Annotated in this window: 17 protein-coding genes and 1 pseudogene; 7 read left to right on the top strand and 11 right to left on the bottom strand. The window is 65.3% G+C overall.

Features of this window, described 5'->3' with window-relative positions:
• Nucleotides 1-3 precede the first annotated feature (3 nt).
• The 3 genes from JOE41_RS15950 to JOE41_RS15960 form a co-directional block, all read right to left on the bottom strand.
• Nucleotides 4-318, bottom strand: a complete 315-nt coding sequence (locus tag JOE41_RS15950; RefSeq protein ID WP_209752918.1) for a hypothetical protein — start codon at nucleotides 316-318, stop codon at nucleotides 4-6.
• A gap of 9 nt (nucleotides 319-327) precedes the next feature.
• Entirely contained in the window at nucleotides 328-984 is a 657-nt protein-coding gene (locus JOE41_RS15955) for a hypothetical protein (RefSeq protein ID WP_209752919.1), read from the bottom strand.
• 256 nt (nucleotides 985-1,240) lie between these two features.
• Entirely contained in the window at nucleotides 1,241-2,134 is an 894-nt protein-coding gene (locus tag JOE41_RS15960; protein WP_209752920.1) for a potassium channel family protein, read from the bottom strand.
• A gap of 277 nt (nucleotides 2,135-2,411) precedes the next feature.
• Here JOE41_RS15960 and JOE41_RS15965 point away from each other — a divergent pair, with 277 nt between their 5' ends.
• Genes JOE41_RS15965 through JOE41_RS15975 form a run of 3 tightly spaced genes read left to right on the top strand, consistent with a single transcriptional unit; the run spans nucleotide 2,412 to nucleotide 4,682 of the window.
• Nucleotides 2,412-3,803, top strand: coding sequence for an OFA family MFS transporter (locus JOE41_RS15965; protein ID WP_209752921.1), 1,392 nt, complete (start codon nucleotides 2,412-2,414; stop codon nucleotides 3,801-3,803).
• A gap of 1 nt (nucleotide 3,804) precedes the next feature.
• Nucleotides 3,805-3,948 carry a hypothetical protein gene (locus tag JOE41_RS15970; protein ID WP_198011534.1) on the top strand — a complete coding sequence of 48 codons (144 nt, stop codon included), beginning with the start codon at nucleotides 3,805-3,807 and terminating at the stop codon, nucleotides 3,946-3,948.
• A gap of 35 nt (nucleotides 3,949-3,983) precedes the next feature.
• A complete protein-coding gene (locus tag JOE41_RS15975) occupies nucleotides 3,984-4,682 on the top strand; it encodes a hypothetical protein (RefSeq protein WP_209752922.1) in 699 nt (232 codons plus the stop codon).
• A gap of 39 nt (nucleotides 4,683-4,721) precedes the next feature.
• Here the strand turns inward: JOE41_RS15975 and JOE41_RS15980 are convergent, their stop codons facing one another.
• Nucleotides 4,722-5,807: a hypothetical protein gene (locus JOE41_RS15980; RefSeq protein ID WP_209752923.1), complete on the bottom strand. Its 1,086-nt coding sequence runs from the start codon at nucleotides 5,805-5,807 to the stop codon at nucleotides 4,722-4,724.
• Nucleotides 5,808-5,848: 41 nt separating this feature from the next.
• Nucleotides 5,849-6,529, bottom strand: coding sequence for a DUF998 domain-containing protein (locus JOE41_RS15985; protein WP_209752924.1), 681 nt, complete (start codon nucleotides 6,527-6,529; stop codon nucleotides 5,849-5,851).
• A 237-nt stretch (nucleotides 6,530-6,766) separates the two neighbouring features.
• On the opposite strand from JOE41_RS15985, the gene JOE41_RS15990 reads away from it, so the two are divergent.
• Together JOE41_RS15990 and JOE41_RS15995 are read left to right on the top strand one after the other, a co-directional pair.
• Nucleotides 6,767-7,327, top strand: a complete 561-nt coding sequence (locus JOE41_RS15990; protein ID WP_209752925.1) for a hypothetical protein — start codon at nucleotides 6,767-6,769, stop codon at nucleotides 7,325-7,327.
• 209 nt (nucleotides 7,328-7,536) lie between these two features.
• On the top strand, nucleotides 7,537-8,673 hold the full coding sequence (locus JOE41_RS15995) for a methyltransferase (protein WP_374068727.1): 1,137 nt from the start codon (nucleotides 7,537-7,539) through the stop codon (nucleotides 8,671-8,673).
• A gap of 23 nt (nucleotides 8,674-8,696) precedes the next feature.
• Here JOE41_RS15995 and JOE41_RS16000 read toward each other — a convergent pair whose 3' ends face one another.
• Nucleotides 8,697-9,653 (bottom strand): lipid kinase, encoded by a 957-nt coding sequence (locus tag JOE41_RS16000; RefSeq protein ID WP_209752926.1) that lies wholly within the window; start codon nucleotides 9,651-9,653, stop codon nucleotides 8,697-8,699.
• A gap of 275 nt (nucleotides 9,654-9,928) precedes the next feature.
• Here JOE41_RS16000 and JOE41_RS16005 point away from each other — a divergent pair, with 275 nt between their 5' ends.
• Nucleotides 9,929-10,384 carry a universal stress protein gene (locus JOE41_RS16005; RefSeq protein ID WP_209752927.1) on the top strand — a complete coding sequence of 152 codons (456 nt, stop codon included), beginning with the start codon at nucleotides 9,929-9,931 and terminating at the stop codon, nucleotides 10,382-10,384.
• A gap of 352 nt (nucleotides 10,385-10,736) precedes the next feature.
• Here the strand turns inward: JOE41_RS16005 and JOE41_RS16010 are convergent, their stop codons facing one another.
• From JOE41_RS16010 to JOE41_RS16025, 5 genes and pseudogenes are all read right to left on the bottom strand, one after another.
• Nucleotides 10,737-12,395 carry a thiamine pyrophosphate-binding protein gene (locus tag JOE41_RS16010; RefSeq protein WP_209752928.1) on the bottom strand — a complete coding sequence of 553 codons (1,659 nt, stop codon included), beginning with the start codon at nucleotides 12,393-12,395 and terminating at the stop codon, nucleotides 10,737-10,739.
• A 119-nt stretch (nucleotides 12,396-12,514) separates the two neighbouring features.
• Nucleotides 12,515-12,637: pseudogene (locus JOE41_RS21185) on the bottom strand (Lrp/AsnC family transcriptional regulator); the annotation flags it as partial.
• 104 nt (nucleotides 12,638-12,741) lie between these two features.
• Nucleotides 12,742-13,680 carry a reverse transcriptase family protein gene (locus JOE41_RS16015; protein WP_209752929.1) on the bottom strand — a complete coding sequence of 313 codons (939 nt, stop codon included), beginning with the start codon at nucleotides 13,678-13,680 and terminating at the stop codon, nucleotides 12,742-12,744.
• A 414-nt stretch (nucleotides 13,681-14,094) separates the two neighbouring features.
• Nucleotides 14,095-15,303 carry a hypothetical protein gene (locus tag JOE41_RS16020; RefSeq protein ID WP_209752930.1) on the bottom strand — a complete coding sequence of 403 codons (1,209 nt, stop codon included), beginning with the start codon at nucleotides 15,301-15,303 and terminating at the stop codon, nucleotides 14,095-14,097.
• A 107-nt stretch (nucleotides 15,304-15,410) separates the two neighbouring features.
• Entirely contained in the window at nucleotides 15,411-15,914 is a 504-nt protein-coding gene (locus tag JOE41_RS16025; protein WP_209752931.1) for an Lrp/AsnC family transcriptional regulator, read from the bottom strand.
• 93 nt (nucleotides 15,915-16,007) lie between these two features.
• Between JOE41_RS16025 and hisC the strand changes: the two genes are divergently transcribed.
• On the top strand, nucleotides 16,008-17,117 hold the full coding sequence (gene hisC / locus JOE41_RS16030) for a histidinol-phosphate transaminase (protein WP_209752932.1): 1,110 nt from the start codon (nucleotides 16,008-16,010) through the stop codon (nucleotides 17,115-17,117).
• Nucleotides 17,118-17,126 lie beyond the last annotated feature (9 nt).

Genomic DNA, 17,126 nt, shown 5'->3' on the forward strand with positions numbered 1-17,126 from the left:
CGACTAATAAGGCTGCGCAGATGTGGAGAGCATGATCACGGCCGTGGCCACCGTCACCGCCAGGGCGGCGAGGGTGGTTGCCCATGTCAGTACGGAGCGTTCGCCATAGTGGATAAGGCTGGCCAGTCCGAGTGCCGTTGCCGCCGCTGCGGGCGCTATGCACGCCTGGCCGAGGGCCATCCAGACCCAGGTGCCGGATGGATCTGCCGTCACCGGCAGGAGGACGATCCAGGCCGCAAGCGTCGCCAGGACGGTGAGGCCGGCGAAGAGCAGGCTCCACCGCCCGGAGGCCGATCGGGGTGTGACTGCGAAGTGCATGTCGTCCGCCTAGGGGTGGGGTGTGAACGTGCTGATCAGGACGGCGAGATCGAAGAAGGCCAGCTGCCCCGGTCCGGCCACCAAAGCGATCACCGTGAGCACCGACCGGTCTTGATAACTGACGATTGCCGCCAGCGCAAGGGCTGGGCCGGCCATCACCGTCGCCGGAGTCAGGACGGCCCACGGGCTGAACCCAAGGATCAGGAAGCTTGCCAGGAACGCGGCGGCCCACCATCCTGCGGGGGTTGTGGGCAGGAAGCGGATACGTGCTCCGGCGGCGCGGAAAGCCGCGAGGGTGCCGAGCACTGCCGCGGTGATGGCGGCGACGGTGCCGGCGGACAAGAACATCTCGGGGTTCCTGTCTGTCGGCAGGGTCCCCAGACCCAGTGCCAGCAGGGCGGCCGTGAGCGCCGCGAGGGCCCAATAGCCGAGCCGGGTGCGGACAACCCGGTGCCCCCGTGCCTGGGATGCGATCGCGGCGGCAGCGCTAAGAGTGAATCCGGCGACGACAGCTGCCGACCACACCCCCAACGAGGCAGGAAGAGGCCCGGCGGGGAGCAGGGCGACGGTGAGGGCTGCAATGAAGAGCCCCACGGCCGTTCGGGTGAGCCAGGGAACCGGGACGGCGGGCCGGGCAGTGACGGAAGGCTGGATCGGAACTGCCATTCGAGGCTCCTGACGCTTTGGCAGGTTCGCCTGTGCGACGGCGAATATGGGAGGTAACAGCGGTTGTGTGGCGTCCTGGTTTCAGTGCGGCCGGCTCTTGCTCGTTCTGGAGCACGCGCGCCCGTACCTCAGAGGATGGCCTTACGGCTCGGCCGGAACTAGGGCTCAAAGTCCTGTACCAGCCGGCGCTTTCTCAACGAGGGCTATGGCTCACGGGTTCTAGGGACGGATCCACGGCGCGGCAGGTGCCGTGAGGCTAGTTTGCGTCCGGGTTCCCCGGCCGCCGGTGCCGGTGATGCAGCTCGTAGCTGTCGAACACATCGGCGGAGGTGGTTCCTGCGTGGCCGAATTTGCCGCGGAGGACGTCTGCCAGTCCGTCGAGCGCCGCGTGGAGCATGCGCCCGGCGAACTGGAGTTCAGGGCTCTCGCTGAGCTGGGCCTGGGATGCCAACTGCTGGGCGTAGGCCACCGTGGCGGGCAGTGAGCCGCGCTGCTCAATTTCACGGAAGTAGTAGGTCTCATGGAAGGCAAGCAGGTCTATGCTCACCGAAGCCACGTTTCCGGCCATTGCCTCCAACAGTCCGGCAGCGTGACCGGGGTCCAGCGCCAGGACACCTGCCGGACCTGCAGCCTCCCGGAACAGGGTCAGCTGGTGGGCAAGGGCGCGCCGGCGGTTCAGGGCGGGGAACGTCTGCAGGATCCAGGTGACCGTTGCTGTCAGCAAGCCGAAACCGGTGACGGCCTGGAGTGCAACAACCAGCCTGAGCACCGGATGTGCTGCCACGATGTCGCCGAACCCAACGGTGGAAAGAGTGACCAGGGAGATGTAGAGGGCTTCGGCGAAGTCGGCCCGCAGCGGAACCCCGGCTCCGTAAATAAAACCGTCCGTCAGGTGGGGCAGGTAGAGCAGGGCCCAGCCGATGGCCGCCAGGCCTGCCCACGCGCCGATGACGGCCGCCATCGCCAGGGGCGCCGCGATGAATGAGCCCCGGCCCCGGAGTTTTCTGGACACCAGCCAGAACCCGCGCATGATCGCCCGGCCCAGGGGGCCGGAACCGTGCGGGTACAGGAGTGTGCGAAAGACGTCGACGAGCATCAGCAGAACCAGCCCCGCGCCCAAAACCGTCCAGAGCGTGTCCTCGAAGTCCATGCCTCATCTTAGAGGCGGGGTGCTTCCTGGGGAGCAGCCGCACCGCAGCTCGAACTCCTCAACAGTGTCCCGGTTCGAGGCAACGCCGCGCTCCTGCAGCCAGGAGCGTTTCTTCAACGTACCGGACCGTTCGTCGTAAAGTCCCTACCGCTTGGCGCGCCAATAGTACGTTTACTGATGATCTGGGCACATGATGGCTGGAGGCAACGGGCAGTGGGGGGTCTTTGCCTCTGGATCGATCCGACATCGACGTCTTCGACACGCAAGGGAAGCAAACATGGGCTGGCTTGACCGTGACCGCACCATCGCCCCGCCTGGATTCAACCGCTGGCTGGTACCGCCCGCGGCGCTCGCCGTCCACCTCTGCATCGGCCAGGCCTATGCCACCAGCGTCTACAAGACGGCGCTGGTCAAGCACTTCGGGGCCAGCCTGACGGAGATCGGCGTGATCTTCTCCATCGCCATCGTGATGCTGGGCCTCTCGGCCGCGATCATGGGCACGTGGGTGGACAGGAACGGCCCCCGCAAGGCGATGTTCACCTCGGCCATGTTCTGGGCCAGCGGATTCCTGATCGGCTCGGTGGGCATCTTCACCCACCAGCTGTGGCTCGTGTACCTCGGCTACGGCGTAGTGGGCGGAATCGGCTTGGGCATCGGCTACATCTCGCCCGTGTCCACCCTGATCAAGTGGTTCCCGGACCGCCCCGGACTCGCCACCGGCATGGCCATCATGGGCTTCGGCGGCGGCGCGCTGATCGCCAGCCCCGTCTCCACCGCGCTGCTCAAGCTGTACGATCCCAACTCCGGCGCCAAGGGCTGGGTGGCCAGCGGCGATTCGGTGGGCAAGCTCTTCCTGACGCTCGCCGTCGTCTACCTCGCCTACATGCTCTTCGGCGCCCTCACCATCCGGGTCCCGGCCGAAGGCTGGCGCCCCGCGGGATTCGACCCCGCCAAGGTCAAGGCCGCCAAGCTGGTCACCACCGAGAACGTCTCGGCTAAGAACGCGATCAAGACCCCGCAGTTCTGGCTGGTGTGGGTAGCGCTGTTCTGCAACGTCACCGCGGGCATCGGCATCCTGGAACAGGCAGCGCCCATGATCCAGGACTTCTTCCGAAAGTCCGACGGCGTGTCCCTGGTCAGTGCCGGCGTCGCCGCCGGCTTTGTGGGGCTGCTTTCCATCGGCAACATGGCCGGGCGCTTCGCCTGGTCCGCCACTTCCGACGTCACGGGCCGCAAGCGCATCTACATGGTGTACCTGGGCGTGGGCGCCGTGCTCTACACGGTGCTTGCGCTGGCCGGATCCAGCACCACCGTCCTGTATGTGGCGCTGGCGTTCTTCATCATCTCCTTCTACGGCGGCGGATTCGCCACGGCACCGGCCTACCTGCGGGACCTCTTTGGCACCTTTCAGGTGGGCGCCATCCACGGCCGGCTGCTGACCGCCTGGTCCGCCGCCGGCGTGGCCGGGCCGCTGATTGTCAACGCGTTCCTGGACGCGCAGGGCAAACCCGGACAGCTGAACGCGGCGTCCTACCAGCCGGCGCTGCTGACCATGGTGGCGCTGCTGGTGGTCGGCTTCGTCACCAACCTGCTGGTCAAACCGGTGGACGCACGGTTCCACGAACTCCGCACCGACCGCCGTCGGCCCGAACATGCCTTGGAGGCCTGAAATGAACACCCAAAACACCGGCGGCGCACAGACGCCCGTCACATCGTCCACCGGCATGCTCATCCTCGCGTGGGCCCTGGTGGGGATACCGCTGCTCTACGGAGTTTTTGTCACGCTGACCGGCGTCGCGGCGCTGTTCGGGTGAGGGGTTAGGCCGGAACGACGTCAAGGGGGAACGTTGTGGGCAGTGGATCACCGCCGAATGGAAGGGCCCTGCCGCGCTGGGCCAGAACCGCCGTCGTCATATACCTCTCGGTGACGTTCGCCGTTGTTGTGGCTGCGCTGCTTGGCAGAGTCCTCGCCCTGGGCCTGGATCCCGGGTTCAAGGAGGGCCTGCTGCTCGCCCTGGTGGTTCTGACCCTGCCCGTTTCTTTCGCGTATTTCGTCGTCGGGACTTTTGGCTCCGGGGGTGGACTGGGCCTGACTACGGTTCTCTACTATCTCGGATACGTCCTCCTTGCGGCGGTCAACGCGGGTGTCTTCCGATGGATTGTCCTCAGCGTCCGGAGGCGGGCGCTGGTTCGGGCCGGCAGCGCGTCGGGCGCCTCATCTGAGAATCCGCGGTTGACGCTGCGCGGGATAACCCCGGACGTCACAAAGCTCTGGTGGGCCGTTCCGCTGGCAGTTCTGCTGAGCCTGCCGCAGTGGATGGTGGCGAGTTTTGCCTGGTGCGGGGTCAGCGGGTGCAGCGGCGGAGGCTTCGGGGTGGCCACGGGGTCCGAGTGGATCGCGGTCATTCTGAGTATCGTCAACGGTGTCATTCTGGCAGCGGCCGTGTTCGCAGTGCGCTGGCTGTATCCCACCCGGAAACGTGCCCTCATTGCCCTGGCGGCAGGGACACTGTTCGGTCTGCTGGGCGCTGCAGTCACCCACGGGTAGCGTGCTGCAACTGCGTCCGCCGTTGGCTGTGAGAGGCCGCTACCGCGCGGCGGAGTCCCGCACCGGACCCGCCGGAGCGGCCGAACCCGCCGGACCCCAGGAGGCGAGGAGCGCGAGGCCCGCGGCCACCGCGGTGCTGAGTACCACTGCTCCCAGCCAGAGCGAGACGGGCCAGCGGATCGCGTCCGTTACCGCGAACGCCACGAGCTGTCCCGTCCACAGGACAGCCGCGATTCCTCCCGTGACGGCCGGCAGCCGCCTGCGCAGCCAGGTCTCCGGAAGCCGGGCCAGCAGCAGGTCAGCCGCGACGGCGGCAATGGTGGCGCCTGCGGCTCCAGCAATGGAATACGCGCGGAACCCCAGCATCGCGACGGGCAGCCACGCTGCAGCGGCCACCAACATGGTGACAACCCCGCGGGCCGGACGCTGCGCCGCGGAAAGCATGAAGAGGAAGGGGGCGATGATCAGCAAGGTGGTGAGCAGGTAGCTGGCCAGGGTGACGACTACCGGCAGCTCCGACTGGACGCGCCCGGGGCTGCCGACCGGCGTCGGAACAAAGAGGGCCGTTGGCCCCGGCCGGACGAAGGCGGAGACGTAGATGAGGAAGAACGCTCCCAGCCCGGTCATCAGTACGACGGCGAACAGCGCCACCGGGGTCGGGGCCGGGGAATCGTCGGGGCTGGCCGAATGACAGGCCCGGGCGCTGCGGACCGCGGTGCCGAGGATGAGGAAGAGGCTGAAGCCCAGCAGCAGGTGGGTGGGGCTGACCAGGGCGTCCAGCGAGACCTCGATGCCCAGGACCTCGTGCCACAGCAGGTCCAGGCCGCCGGCTGTGGCAAAGAGGATGAGCCCCACTACGGTGCCCCGGTAGCCGGGCGGGATGGCCTGCACCAGCGGCTGCCCCGGCTCCCGGTTCCGGAAGATCACGACGGCGGTCCACGCCGCCGTCGCCAGCATGCCGGAGTAGAGGGCAGCGTGCCACGGGGTGAAGAACGTCTCCAGGCTGGGCAGGTTCAGGTGCGCCCAGCCGTCCAGGAAGACGGCCAGCACCAGCCACAGGCCCAGGAGTTCGGTGACCAGGTCGCGGCGTCCGTGGGTCCTGGTGTTGCGTGCAGTTTCGAGCATCGTTGGCCGCTTCCGGGAGTTGTTCGGTGAGGGGATGGCGCCTAAACCTGTGATGTCCTGTCAGCGGCAGGCCGCTTCCACAGCGCGGTAGCGAGGACAACTACCCAGAGCAGGAATGCCCCGATGCTGATCCGCTCGCTGATGCCCAGCACGAGGTTGGGCCCCGGGGCCGCCATGAATGCCACCACGCCCATAACCGCAGAAGCCGCGAGCGAGACGATCGAATAGGCGCGCATCCGGCCGTGGAACCCCGCAGCCACGAAACACATTGCCGCGACCATAAGGGCGAGCTGAATGTTGGTGACGAGGATATGCATAGGAACGGAAGCATCGTCCCCCAGTGTCAGCGGGTAGAGGGCGCCCATGATGTTCCACAGCCCGTACGCGGTGAGCAGGCCACCGCTGATGCGCAGGGCGCGGTTGCCGCGCACGGAGTTCCAGACGCCCACCCCGAATGCGGTGAACAGCACCGTGTAGAGCCACGTGAAGGGCAGCAGGACGTCCCGGCCGGGGGAGCCGACGGCGAAGAGTTCGCTCACCATCTGTTCGGTGCGGCGGTACCCGTCCCACATGGACGCAGCCAGGCCATCTGTGGCGATCACGTAGAGCAGCGAAGACAGCGCTCCTGAAGCGAGGAGGGCCTTGCGAGTCACATCACGGCGCTGACTTCCCGGCATCAGGGCCCGCCTGCGCAGCGGGAGTCGGCGCTTGTCGATTGACATGTCCGGATGTCCTCAGAGCCGCGGTCTGGCAAAGGCTCGGTGCAGGGGCCCGCGGGCGTCCGCCCCAGCGCCTAACGATTTAAGCTTTGGCCCGGATAGCGGGCGTCGCTAGGGCCGAACGGCCTTGGCCTGCTGCCCCGCGGCATGACCGGGGTGACTGGGATAGGCTCCCTTGGGACCTGAACAGGCATTGCTTGGGACCGCGACAAGCATCAACTGCAAAGGCTGGGAAATACCTTGGACCTACTGGGCGGCCTCAGCCGCGACGAACTACGCAACTTTTGTTGGATTGCGGCCGCCGTCTTCGCGCTTGTGGCCGGCCTCTGGCGTTGGCGCAGGCTCCATTGGACTGCGCTTGGAGCCGTCCTGCTCTTCGCGGCCCTCAACGCGGGTGCAGGGATCTACGTCCTGAACACTTTCCGTGATTCGCGCTGGTCGGCGGGGGGAGAGCCGCCGTTGAGCGCCCCGTCGTTTTCCGAGACGCCCATCGTGGGGCAGTACTTTGGCCCCCTGGACTCAGCCCTGCAGGGAATGGTTGGTGGGGTGAACGATTTCCTGGCGTTCAAGCAGGCGCTTCCCATAGCCCTGGACTTCCTTGCCACGTCCGGCTGGGCCCTGCTGCTCTCGTTCCCGTTTGCCGTTCTCGCCGCGGTCATCAGTTTCGCCATGGCCAGGCGCCGAGCGGCGGAATTCGAAAAATACCGCACCAAAGTTGACCTGCTCGAAGATGAGCTTGAGCAGGTCAAGCGGCACATCTCTGCATCGTCGGGTAGCACCCACGGCCCACCTGTATCCTGAGAAGGCAGGTTGAATGGCTACAGCGGCCATCAACCACGCTCGGTTCGCGGCCGGTTGACGGTCCGGAACCCTGGGCCGCAGCCATCCACGTCGTGGAATCACCGCCGCAATCGTCAGTCGCCGATCGGCTCCTCTGACGCTTGGAATGGATCTTTATCACAACTGACACGCCAGCTCCCGTGGGCATCCCGACGCCGGTCCCCAAGCCCGTGCGCACAACCGCGGTCGTTGAGCGAGCCCTCGTGGCCTGGGCTGACGCCGGCGAGAGCAGGACTGCGCGATGGCGTTCGGCGAACGGCCGGCCGGCGCCGACGCGCGTCGAAGTGGTCTCCGACTCCCTTACAGCCGATGATGCGAACCGGATGGCATCACAGGGGATCGCGATGCTCTGGCACGGTGACTTCCACAACGCACGGCAGATCCTCAGCGCCCTGGACCGCCGGATCGGCGCGGCAAAGAAAGAGACCCCAGCGACTCCGGCCGAAAAGTTCTATCGGCACCGCCAGTCCGCCTCGCACCGTGCACGCATCCTCGGACTGCTGCTGATTCCGCTTGATCCGGGCCCGGTGGTGCCGCTGCGCCGCGCACCGGACATCCGGCAGGCCGCCGCTGGAGCGTACGGTGACATCGGCGAACCCTCCGTTGTATCCCTGCATGAGCTTGTCGGGGCCATCGGCGCCCACGAGTGGCGGCGTAATGGCATCCACGTCGATGCCCTGCAGGGCCGCATCCACCCGCACTACGGCACATTCTTCCCCACCCGGAGCGAGTATGTGGATCTCGTCGCTGCCGCTGCGCTGCCTTCTGACACGCTAGCGTTCGACGTCGGAACAGGCACCGGGGTGCTCGCTGCCGTCCTCGCGCGCCGGGGCGTCCGCCGCGTGGTGGCGACCGACAATGAACCGCGTGCAATCGCCTGTGCTGCTGAGAATTTCCGGAACCTCGGTGTCCAGGACCGGGCTGAGGCCGTCCTGACCGACATGTTCCCGCCCGGGCGGGCGCCGCTCATCGTGTGCAACCCGCCCTGGATTCCGGCCACCCCGCATTCCAGCCTGGACAGCGCAGTCTACGACCCCGGCAGTAGAATGCTGTTCCGCTTCCTGAACGAACTCTCCGACCATCTTGAGCCGGGCGGGGAGGGCTGGCTTGTCCTCTCCGACCTGGCCGAGCACCTTGGCCTGCGGTCGCGTGGGGATCTGCTGGCCGCCATCGAGGCGGCCGGGCTGAAGGTTGTGGAACGGCTGGACACCAAGCCAACGCATCCGAAGGCATCGGACCGGGACGATCCCCTGTTCGAAGCGCGCACGGCCGAGGTCACCTCCCTGTGGCGGCTTGTTCCCCGATAGTCAGAACCTTCCGCCGTCGGGAATCACGACGGCGGCCCGCTCGCGGCGCCCGGTCCGTCCAACAGGGCGCTGGTGCTGCTCTGGGGCACCAGCACGTGGACGGCGTTGCGCTGGACGGTGAAGTCGGCTGGCGTGATGGTGGCGATCTCGCCGTCGAGATTCACCGGCAGCGGCGGATCGGTGACCAGCCGAACGTGCCGGCTTGTCAGGTGGTACACCTTGTCGTGCTCGATGAAGCTTCCATCCTTCAGCAGCCGTGCGATGCTCACGTGCTCCCGGAGCGGACCCGCCAGGATGGCGTAGATGTCCAGGAGGTGGTCATCGATCCCGGCGGTGGGGGAGACCGTGTTGCCGCCGCCGTAATGCCGGCCGTTGCCGACCGCCACCTGAAGCAGGTCTTCCAGTTCCATCGGCTCGTGGTCGCCCTCGGGGAACTCGAGGCGGGCCCGGAACGGCTTGTGCCGGGCATAGGCCCGCAGCGTGGCGATGCTGTATGCCAATGGTCCGATGTACCGCTTCAAGCGGGGGCTCAGAGCCTCCGTCACAGCCACGGACAGGCCCACGGACGCGACGTTGAGGAACGGCTCACCGTTGGCCCGGCCGAGGTCAATATCCACCACCTTTCCTTCGGCGACGGTTGCGCACGCCTCGGCAATGTTGTTCGGTATCTCCAGCGTGCGGGCGAAGTCGTTCGCGGTGCCCAGCGGAAGGACGCCAAGCACAACGTTGGTGCCGGCAACCCGGCCGGCGGCGCAGGACACGGTCCCGTCGCCGCCGCCGACAACCACCAGGTCGTGCCCGTCCGCAAGCACCCGGTCAAGTGTCCCGGCCAGGTCTGCCCCGGACAGGATGTGGTTCACGGCGGTGATGGGCACGCCTGCCTTTTTCATCGCGTCCACCGCAAGTTCGCCTGCAGCACCTCGGCGTGATCCGGCGTTGATGACGACGGCGGCAGAGCGGGCGTCCCGGGCGGCTTTCATGTGGGCCATGTTAGGCGGCGGACCTGTGGGTTTCCTATGGCGGGAACTACATCCGAGGCACTCAGTCGTAGTCGTTCGGCCCGCGGCGCCGGGGACCTTGGACTCTACCCCCGACGCCGGCACGGGCGTCCGATGGAACCATGACAGCTGGAACCGAACCCCGCACGCAGGCTGGTCCGTCCCGGGGCCAGACGAGGGTGCCCGGATTGCCGTGTAGCCCTCACAGGTCAGGCTCGGCGCGGCACGGTTCGGCAAGGCAGTGAAAGGAAAGACAGATGACCAGTACCGGTTCATTCTTGATTGTTGTCGGTTTTGACGGTTCCGAATATTCCCAGGCTGCACTGGACTGGGCCATGGATGAGGCCCGGCAGCGCAATGGCCAGCTCCGCCTGGTCACAGCCTGGAGTAAGCCGCCGATGGCATGGTATCCGGCTGTCCTGGAAACGGCGGCAGGTGAGATTGCGGCCGAAGACTCTCCGGAGCAAGTCGCACGGACCCGCCAGGGTGAGGCGCTGAAGACCGCCGCAGACGGAGGCGTGACCGCGGCTGGAGAGCTAGTTGACATGCCTTCACCTGCTTCGGCAATTCTGGAGGCTGCCAAAGACGCGGACCTTATTGTCGTCGGATCCCGGGGTCATGGGGGATTTCCGGGCTTGCACCTGGGCTCGGTCTCCACCCAGGTTGTCACCCACGCTCAGTGTCCTGTCCTGGTGGTTCACGGCAAAGCGTGATTCTCCTGAAGCTTGCTGCTCCGGGATGACCGGCGGCCACCGTTTGGAACGCCGGAATCCCCGGGAAAATTGGCTCTTGCGCCACCGGAAAACTAGGCGTAACACTGTTAATACGTTCTTCGAAAGAAGGACGGGAACGAACAACAGGGAACCCTGGAACACACTGTGGATCTGATCCACGTGGTCTGCCGATGACGAGGCAGGAAGAACCAGAATTCCCGCAAGTTCGGGAGATGATGTTCGTCATAACGGAATCAAAACAGTCGAAGCCCCTTCAGCATTGCTGGTGGGGCTTCCCCTATTTTGCGTTCGACGGCGGCGAGGGCGCGCCGCTGTGGCGGCTTCTTCCCCGCTAGCCCGCCACTGCCGCCTTCGCCTCCTGCTTGGCCGCCATCCACTCGCTCATCCACGGCGCCCGGACGCTCGACGTGATCCGGCAGTCGGCCACGAAAGTTCCCTTGGCGCCAGCGTCGATCCAGTCCTGAAGCACGGAAAGGTCTGCCAGCGAGCGGATGATCGCCGACTCGGCCCCCAAAGCACGGGCGACGCCGCTGAAGTCCACCTCGGGGATCAGCATGGGCTTTTCGGTCAGGCCCTGGGAGCCGTACTGATGGATCTCCGCTCCATAGGCGGCATCGTTGTAAATCACGACGACGGCGCTGCTCGCCGCGCCGATCAGCGATTCGAGGTCGGACAGGCCCATTAGGAAACCGCCGTCGCCGGAGGCCAGCACCAGGGTGCGGCCGTCCTCCACTGCGCGGGCTGCCCCGACGGCGCTGGCAAGGCCCAGCCCGATGGTCTGGAAGGCGGTGCCCACCATCACCAGGTCCTGCGGCCGCGGGATGTTCCAGTACATGGGGGCCCAGCCGAGGAAGTGCCCGCCGTCCTGGACCACGGTGCGTCGCTCGGGCAGCACGGCGTCCAGGGCGATGGCAAGGGAACGAGGGTCCAGCCGGCCATCCGCGGTCTCGTCGGAGCCGTGGTGGTGGGCCGGTCCTTCGGCCAGGCGTTTGCGGGCTTCCGCGCGCCAGGCTTCTGCTGAAGCCTCGCCGTCGAGCAGTTGGAGGATGCGTCCCGTAGCGGACTTCACGTCTGCGCTGACGAACGTGTCCACCCGGGGGTGTGTCGGCTGCAAGGCGGTGTCGATTTGGATGACGGTGCTGTCCGGCCCGAGCAGGTCCCCGAACCGCATGGTGAAGGGGCTCAGGCTTGCCCCGGCCACCAGGACCACATCGGCCTCACCCATGAGCCCGGCAGCGGTGTCGGTGCCGAAACCGCCGGCGACGCCCAAGTACCCCTCGCCTTTGAGGAGGTTGAGCGCCAGGGCGGTTCCGGCGGTCAGTGCGCCGAGGCGGTCGGCGAGTTCCCGGAGCTCCGGGCCGGCGCCGGCGAGGTGCGCACCGCGGCCGGCGAGGATCAGCGGCCGCTTCGCCCCGGCGAGCAGGCGGGCTACCTGCCCAAGCCCGCCGTCGACGTCGTCCATCACCGCCGGTGCCAGCGGCGCCGGAAGCTCTTCGTCCGCAGCTTCGACAGCCGCGAGGTCGTACGGAATGGCAATCACGACGGCGGTGCGCTTGGTGAGTGCGTATTCCACCGCCTGCTGCGTGATGGAGCCCGCGGCGTCGCGGGTGACCGTGAAGGTGGCCGCGCCGAGGCCCGCGGCGATTGCCGCCTGGTCCACGTCCCAGGGCCGCGCACCGCTGGTCGGGGCGTCGCCGGTGATCAGCACAACCGGGATCTGCGCCTGGACCGCCTCCGCGAGGGCAGTGAGTGCATTGGTGAAGCCGGGGCCGTAGGTGGTGGTGCCCGCTGCGAGACGTCCTGACGTGCGGTAGTAGGCGTCGGCCGCGGCGATGGCGGCGCCTTCATGGCGGACGGCGGAAAAGCGGAGTCCCAGCTTTTCCGCGGCGTCCAGGAAGTAGACGTTTCCGTTCCCCATGACGCCGAAGACATCGCTGAGGTAGCTGCTGAGAACCTGTGCCACGCGGCCGGAGACGGTAGATGAAGTCATGCAGGAATCATGTGGGCTGAGTCACCGATCGGCAAGAGAGCACGTTTCTGGTGGGATATTTGGCAATCAAAGCGGGTTTCGAGTGAAAATATGCCCACTTGTGGCGTGCATCACCCCGCTTATGTGGAAGGGCGGGATTCCTGCTCCGACAGCCTGCTGATGAGGCCGTCGTAGCGGGGCGGCATGAGTTCAAGGATGGAGATGGCCGTGCTGGTCCGCTGGATCCCGTCGATCTCCAGGATCGCTTAATGTCACCCCTGGTGCCCGTAAGCCGGTCCGCTACTGGGACGAAACTTGACGATGGTACGGGCGCTTCGAGGGGGCCGGCACCACGCAAGTGTCGGCTTCATGCGTCCTGAGCGACAGGATGTCCGTGTTGACCGAGCGCCGCCCGCCACCGAATCTTTCGCCGCGCTGTCCAATCGGGCTCGATGTCAACGGCGAATGCCAGGCATCCATCTACGTAGTTGATCATCGACAACGCTGAATCAAAGCGTCGTGTGTTTGCATGTGCGGCTGGACCGTAACGTTCCACACAGCGAATGTGGTTGTCTAGTTGATGTCGAAATTCGGGCAATAGTCTCACCGCCTCTGGGGTCAACATGAGCCCAAGGACGATCTGCCGTGCGCCAGGAGTAACGATGCGTGTCTTCCCGTTGTGGACATCGAACCCGGCAAGCGAGATCGCATGCTCGATCTGAAGTATAAGTTTCGAGACTGCAGTGCGGGATAAGCCCTCGTACGACGAGAATGTGAGGTCATCCGAGTACCGGGTGTACGTCAGCCCGCCCTCGTCCGCAATCGAGGCCAGCATTGTGTCTAGACGAAATGCAATAGCGTTTGCCAGGGCACCGCTGGTTGGTGCCCCTTGTGGAAGCACCCCGCGGTTGGGGGTGCTGTAAGCCTCCACACCTCGACCAGAAAGCCGAGGTTTCGTCATGCCGGGAAGTGTGATCGGCTTCGTGCAGATTCTTGCCATTTCGAGTGCGAGCAGCGCGGGGTATCCGAGACGTCTAAGCACGCCGTAAACCCGCGATTCCTCGATGCTTCCGAAGAAGTTGTGCAGGTCCATCTTCAGTAACCAGTTCGCGCCTACGTGTACTTCAGCGCAGTGCTTAATGGATAGGCCACGGCGATACGCGAATGCCGCATCGTGGAACTGCAGGCCTGTCAGGACGTTCGATAGCATCCAGCGCTGAACATGCATGAGGTTCGGATTAGGTGCCGAGATTTCCCTGAAAGAGCCGTCCTGCTTGCGCCGCCGGATGGACGAGTACTCATTCAACCGCCGTTCCACGATGGACCTGAGGTACCCCCATTCAGTCCCGGTTTCCCGGGCCAGGTGACGTAACGTGAGAAGAGGGTAAGCGTTGTTCGACGCGATCGCTCGTTGGTAGGCCCCTGCCCGACGAAGCATGTCGATGTCGCGGCCGAGTGTGAGGCCTTTAGCAATGTAGCGATGAGGAGATGGCAAATTTGGGCCTACTCTGATGGGAGATCCCGGAGGGATCCACGGGCAGGAAGAGCCCGAAGGCACACGCAGGGCGGCCTGTCCGTGCTTGCACGCGTTGCGCGAGCTAGTCCGAATGCGCCGGCTATCCGGGGCACCGAGGTTCGAAAACGAACCACTTGAGCGATATCGCTCAACGAGTCACGACGACGCCGCAACTTCATTTCTAGGCCACCTTCTACCATCTCCTCACCTCAATGATTCAGGATAGTAGGGTTGCAGGTTCATTGGAGAGGGTCGGTGCTCGACACGCCGAAGTTTGCGCTTGCCTGCGGTCAACTCTGCGATCCCGGTCTGAGTCAGGCTGTGACTCTCCGAGATCCAACCTTGGGACACCAGGTAGTCCAACAGTGCCGAAACTTCGGTCTGGGTAAGATCCAGCGCAAGCCCCAAGAGAGTGGCACGCTCGGGTGAAGCCCTCAACAGCGCAAGCGCAGCGAGGATATCTCGATTGCTTTCCCGTTGTTGTTTGTGGATGCTGATCGACAGCCGCTCTTGGCGAACGGCTGCCACCACATCATCGTGCGCGACTGGTCCCTCCGATGAGTCGAGGAGTTCACCGATCATTCCAGTTGGGACCAACCGTCCATTTTTTCCTTCGAATAGTGACGCCCAATCGGCGCCTGTCTGTCGGAAAACTCGGGGAACTGTATTTGGTACGCGGTCCTGAAACCCGAACAGGCTAGCCTGTTCTCCATAGCCGAGAAGTGCGGAACCTCGTCCGTAACGGCGGCAAAAAGAGATTGCATCCGCGATGTCGGCAGCAGTCCAAGGCAAACTTCGTATAGTCGGCGCACGTCGAACGAACCGAAGGGAGTCCACATTCCTTGAATGAGAAAGCGCCTCTTCACCTTCTCTGGAAACGGCGTATGCGACGACCTTTAGCTTAATCCAGTGGAACGACCTCCAGCTCCTTAGCGTGGGGTTTCGCAGTATGGCCTGCACGTACTTAGCGACCTGCGCACCTGTCTCAATCGTGTCAGTGACCACGATAATTGTGCGTACATGTTTGTTGCGGAGTACTGAAAGTTGTGTTGTCGACGAAAGCACGTCCTTGCCCTGAACGTCTCTTAGCAGATGGCCAATGAGGCCTTCGCTCCCAGGCATCGATGGGATATCCATGCCTGGCTCGAAATTTCCGAACGCGATCAAACGCGCGCTTTGATCTAGATGGTTTGCGCGGCGGATATCGCCAGTATCCATTGCAGGAATGACCCAGACCGTACCAGTTTTCTGAGCGCTACTTATCTCGGCCCTGAGGAGGTCAAGCAGCAGCGCGCGCGCGGAAGTCCAGCTGTCAAGCGCGAACGCGTCGAGCAGTTTCCGTGCGAGTTGGCGATCTTCGTGCGGGAAGTTCTCAAGCCACATGCCTCCAACTTCAGTGTCAGACAAAGTCATGTTTCTCCCTCAGGCAGGTCACTGGATCCGCAGCGTTCTCCTTCATTCTGACAGGCCTGTGAACACCGTGTTCTGCTCTGGTCGCTTGTGGCGTGCCTCACCGATCCCTAAATGGAAGGGCGGGATTCCTGCTCCGACAGCCTGCTGATGAGGCCGTCGTAGCGGGGCGGCATGAGTTCAAGGATGGAGATGGCCGTGCTGGTCCGCTGGATCCCGTCGATCTCCAGGATCTGGTTGGTGATGCGGTAGAGGTCCGCCGTGCCGCGTGCCACCACCTTGGCCATGAGGTCCGCGTCGCCGGTGGTGGCGTGCACCTCGATGACTTCCGGGATCGCGGCCAGCCCGTCTTCCACCGAACCTGTCCGGGTCTGGCTGATGGACAGTGAGAGGAATGCCATCAGGTCATAGCCAAGCGCGGCGGGGTCCAGCCTCCGGCTGAAGGAGCGGAGGGCGCCGCTACGCTCGAGCCGTGCCAGCCGGGCATGGATGGTGTTGCGTGCGACGCCGAGCGTCCGGGAGAGTGCCAGGGCGCTGGCTTCGGGATCCTTGTCCAGGGCCAGGATGATCCTGCCGTCGAGGGAATCGAGGGTGCGAGAGTTCGCGATGGTCATATTTTCACCACACACAGTAGAAGTTGAGCAGAAGTCCCAATGGGATGAGCGTATCTTGCATTGTGGGCCGGGTCACAATCATGATCGGTCCTCATGACCCGTGATCAGACCCTGACCGCCCCGGACACCGCGCTCCCCACCCTTCGTGGCGCGGTGGCCGGACTTCCGCCCTACGTCCCGGGCCGGCGCAGTGCCGGCGCGGACGTTGCAGCCCTCGCCAGCAACGAAAGCCACTACGAGCCGCTGCCCGCTGCTGCCGCCGCGGTGGCCGAAGCGGCCGTTACCATGAACCGCTACCCGGACACTGCCGCCGTCGAACTCCGTGAACGGATTGCCCGGCATCTCGGCGTGACGGCCGCAGAGGTTGCCGTGGGACCCGGCAGCGTGGGCGTCCTCCAGCAGATCATCACCGGCCTGTGCGACGCCGGCGATGAAGTGATCTTCGCGTGGCGCTCGTTCGAGGCTTACCCCATCCTGGTTGAGCTGGCAGGCGCCCGGCCGGTCCGCATCCCGCTGGACGACGCCGAGGGCCACGACCTTGATGCCATGGCTGCGGCGGTCACTGACCGTACGAAGGTGATCCTGCTCTGCACCCCCAACAATCCCACCGGCGTGCCGATCAGCCACGACCGCATCGAGGCCTTCCTGCAGTCAGTGCGCTCGGACATCCTCGTGGTGATCGACGAGGCCTACGTGGAATACGCCGAAGCGGGCAGCGGCCCCGATTCCCTGGCGCTCTACCGCCGGTACCCCAACGTCTGCATCCTGCGCACCTTCTCGAAGGCCTACGGGCTCGCCGGCCTGCGCGTTGGCTATGCCGTGGCGTCGCCGGCCATCGCTGAGGGTCTGCGGCGGACCGCCCTTCCCTTCTCCGTGAGCGCGCTGGCGCAGAAGGCGGGCATCGCCTCGCTGGACGCGGGGGAGGAGATGGAAGCGCGGGTGGCCGCCGTCAGGCAGGAGCGCGCCCGGATGGCCGCGCAGCTGGAAACCCAGGGCTGGAAACTTCAGCCGAGCCAGGGCAATTTCCTGTGGATCCGTGCCGACGAGGGCCTCCGGGCGAGACTGGTGGACGCGTTCGACGCCGCCGGCGTCATGGTCCGCGCGTACCAGGGCGACGGCGTGCGGATCACGGTTGCCGCTCCCGCCTCCAACGACCGCGTGCTCCGGCTTTTGGAAGCGCACGCAGCCTCGACAATCGACTGACCCTTTACC

It is taken from the genome of Arthrobacter sp. PvP103, from assembly GCF_017833075.1.
Lineage (GTDB): Bacteria > Actinomycetota > Actinomycetes > Actinomycetales > Micrococcaceae > Arthrobacter.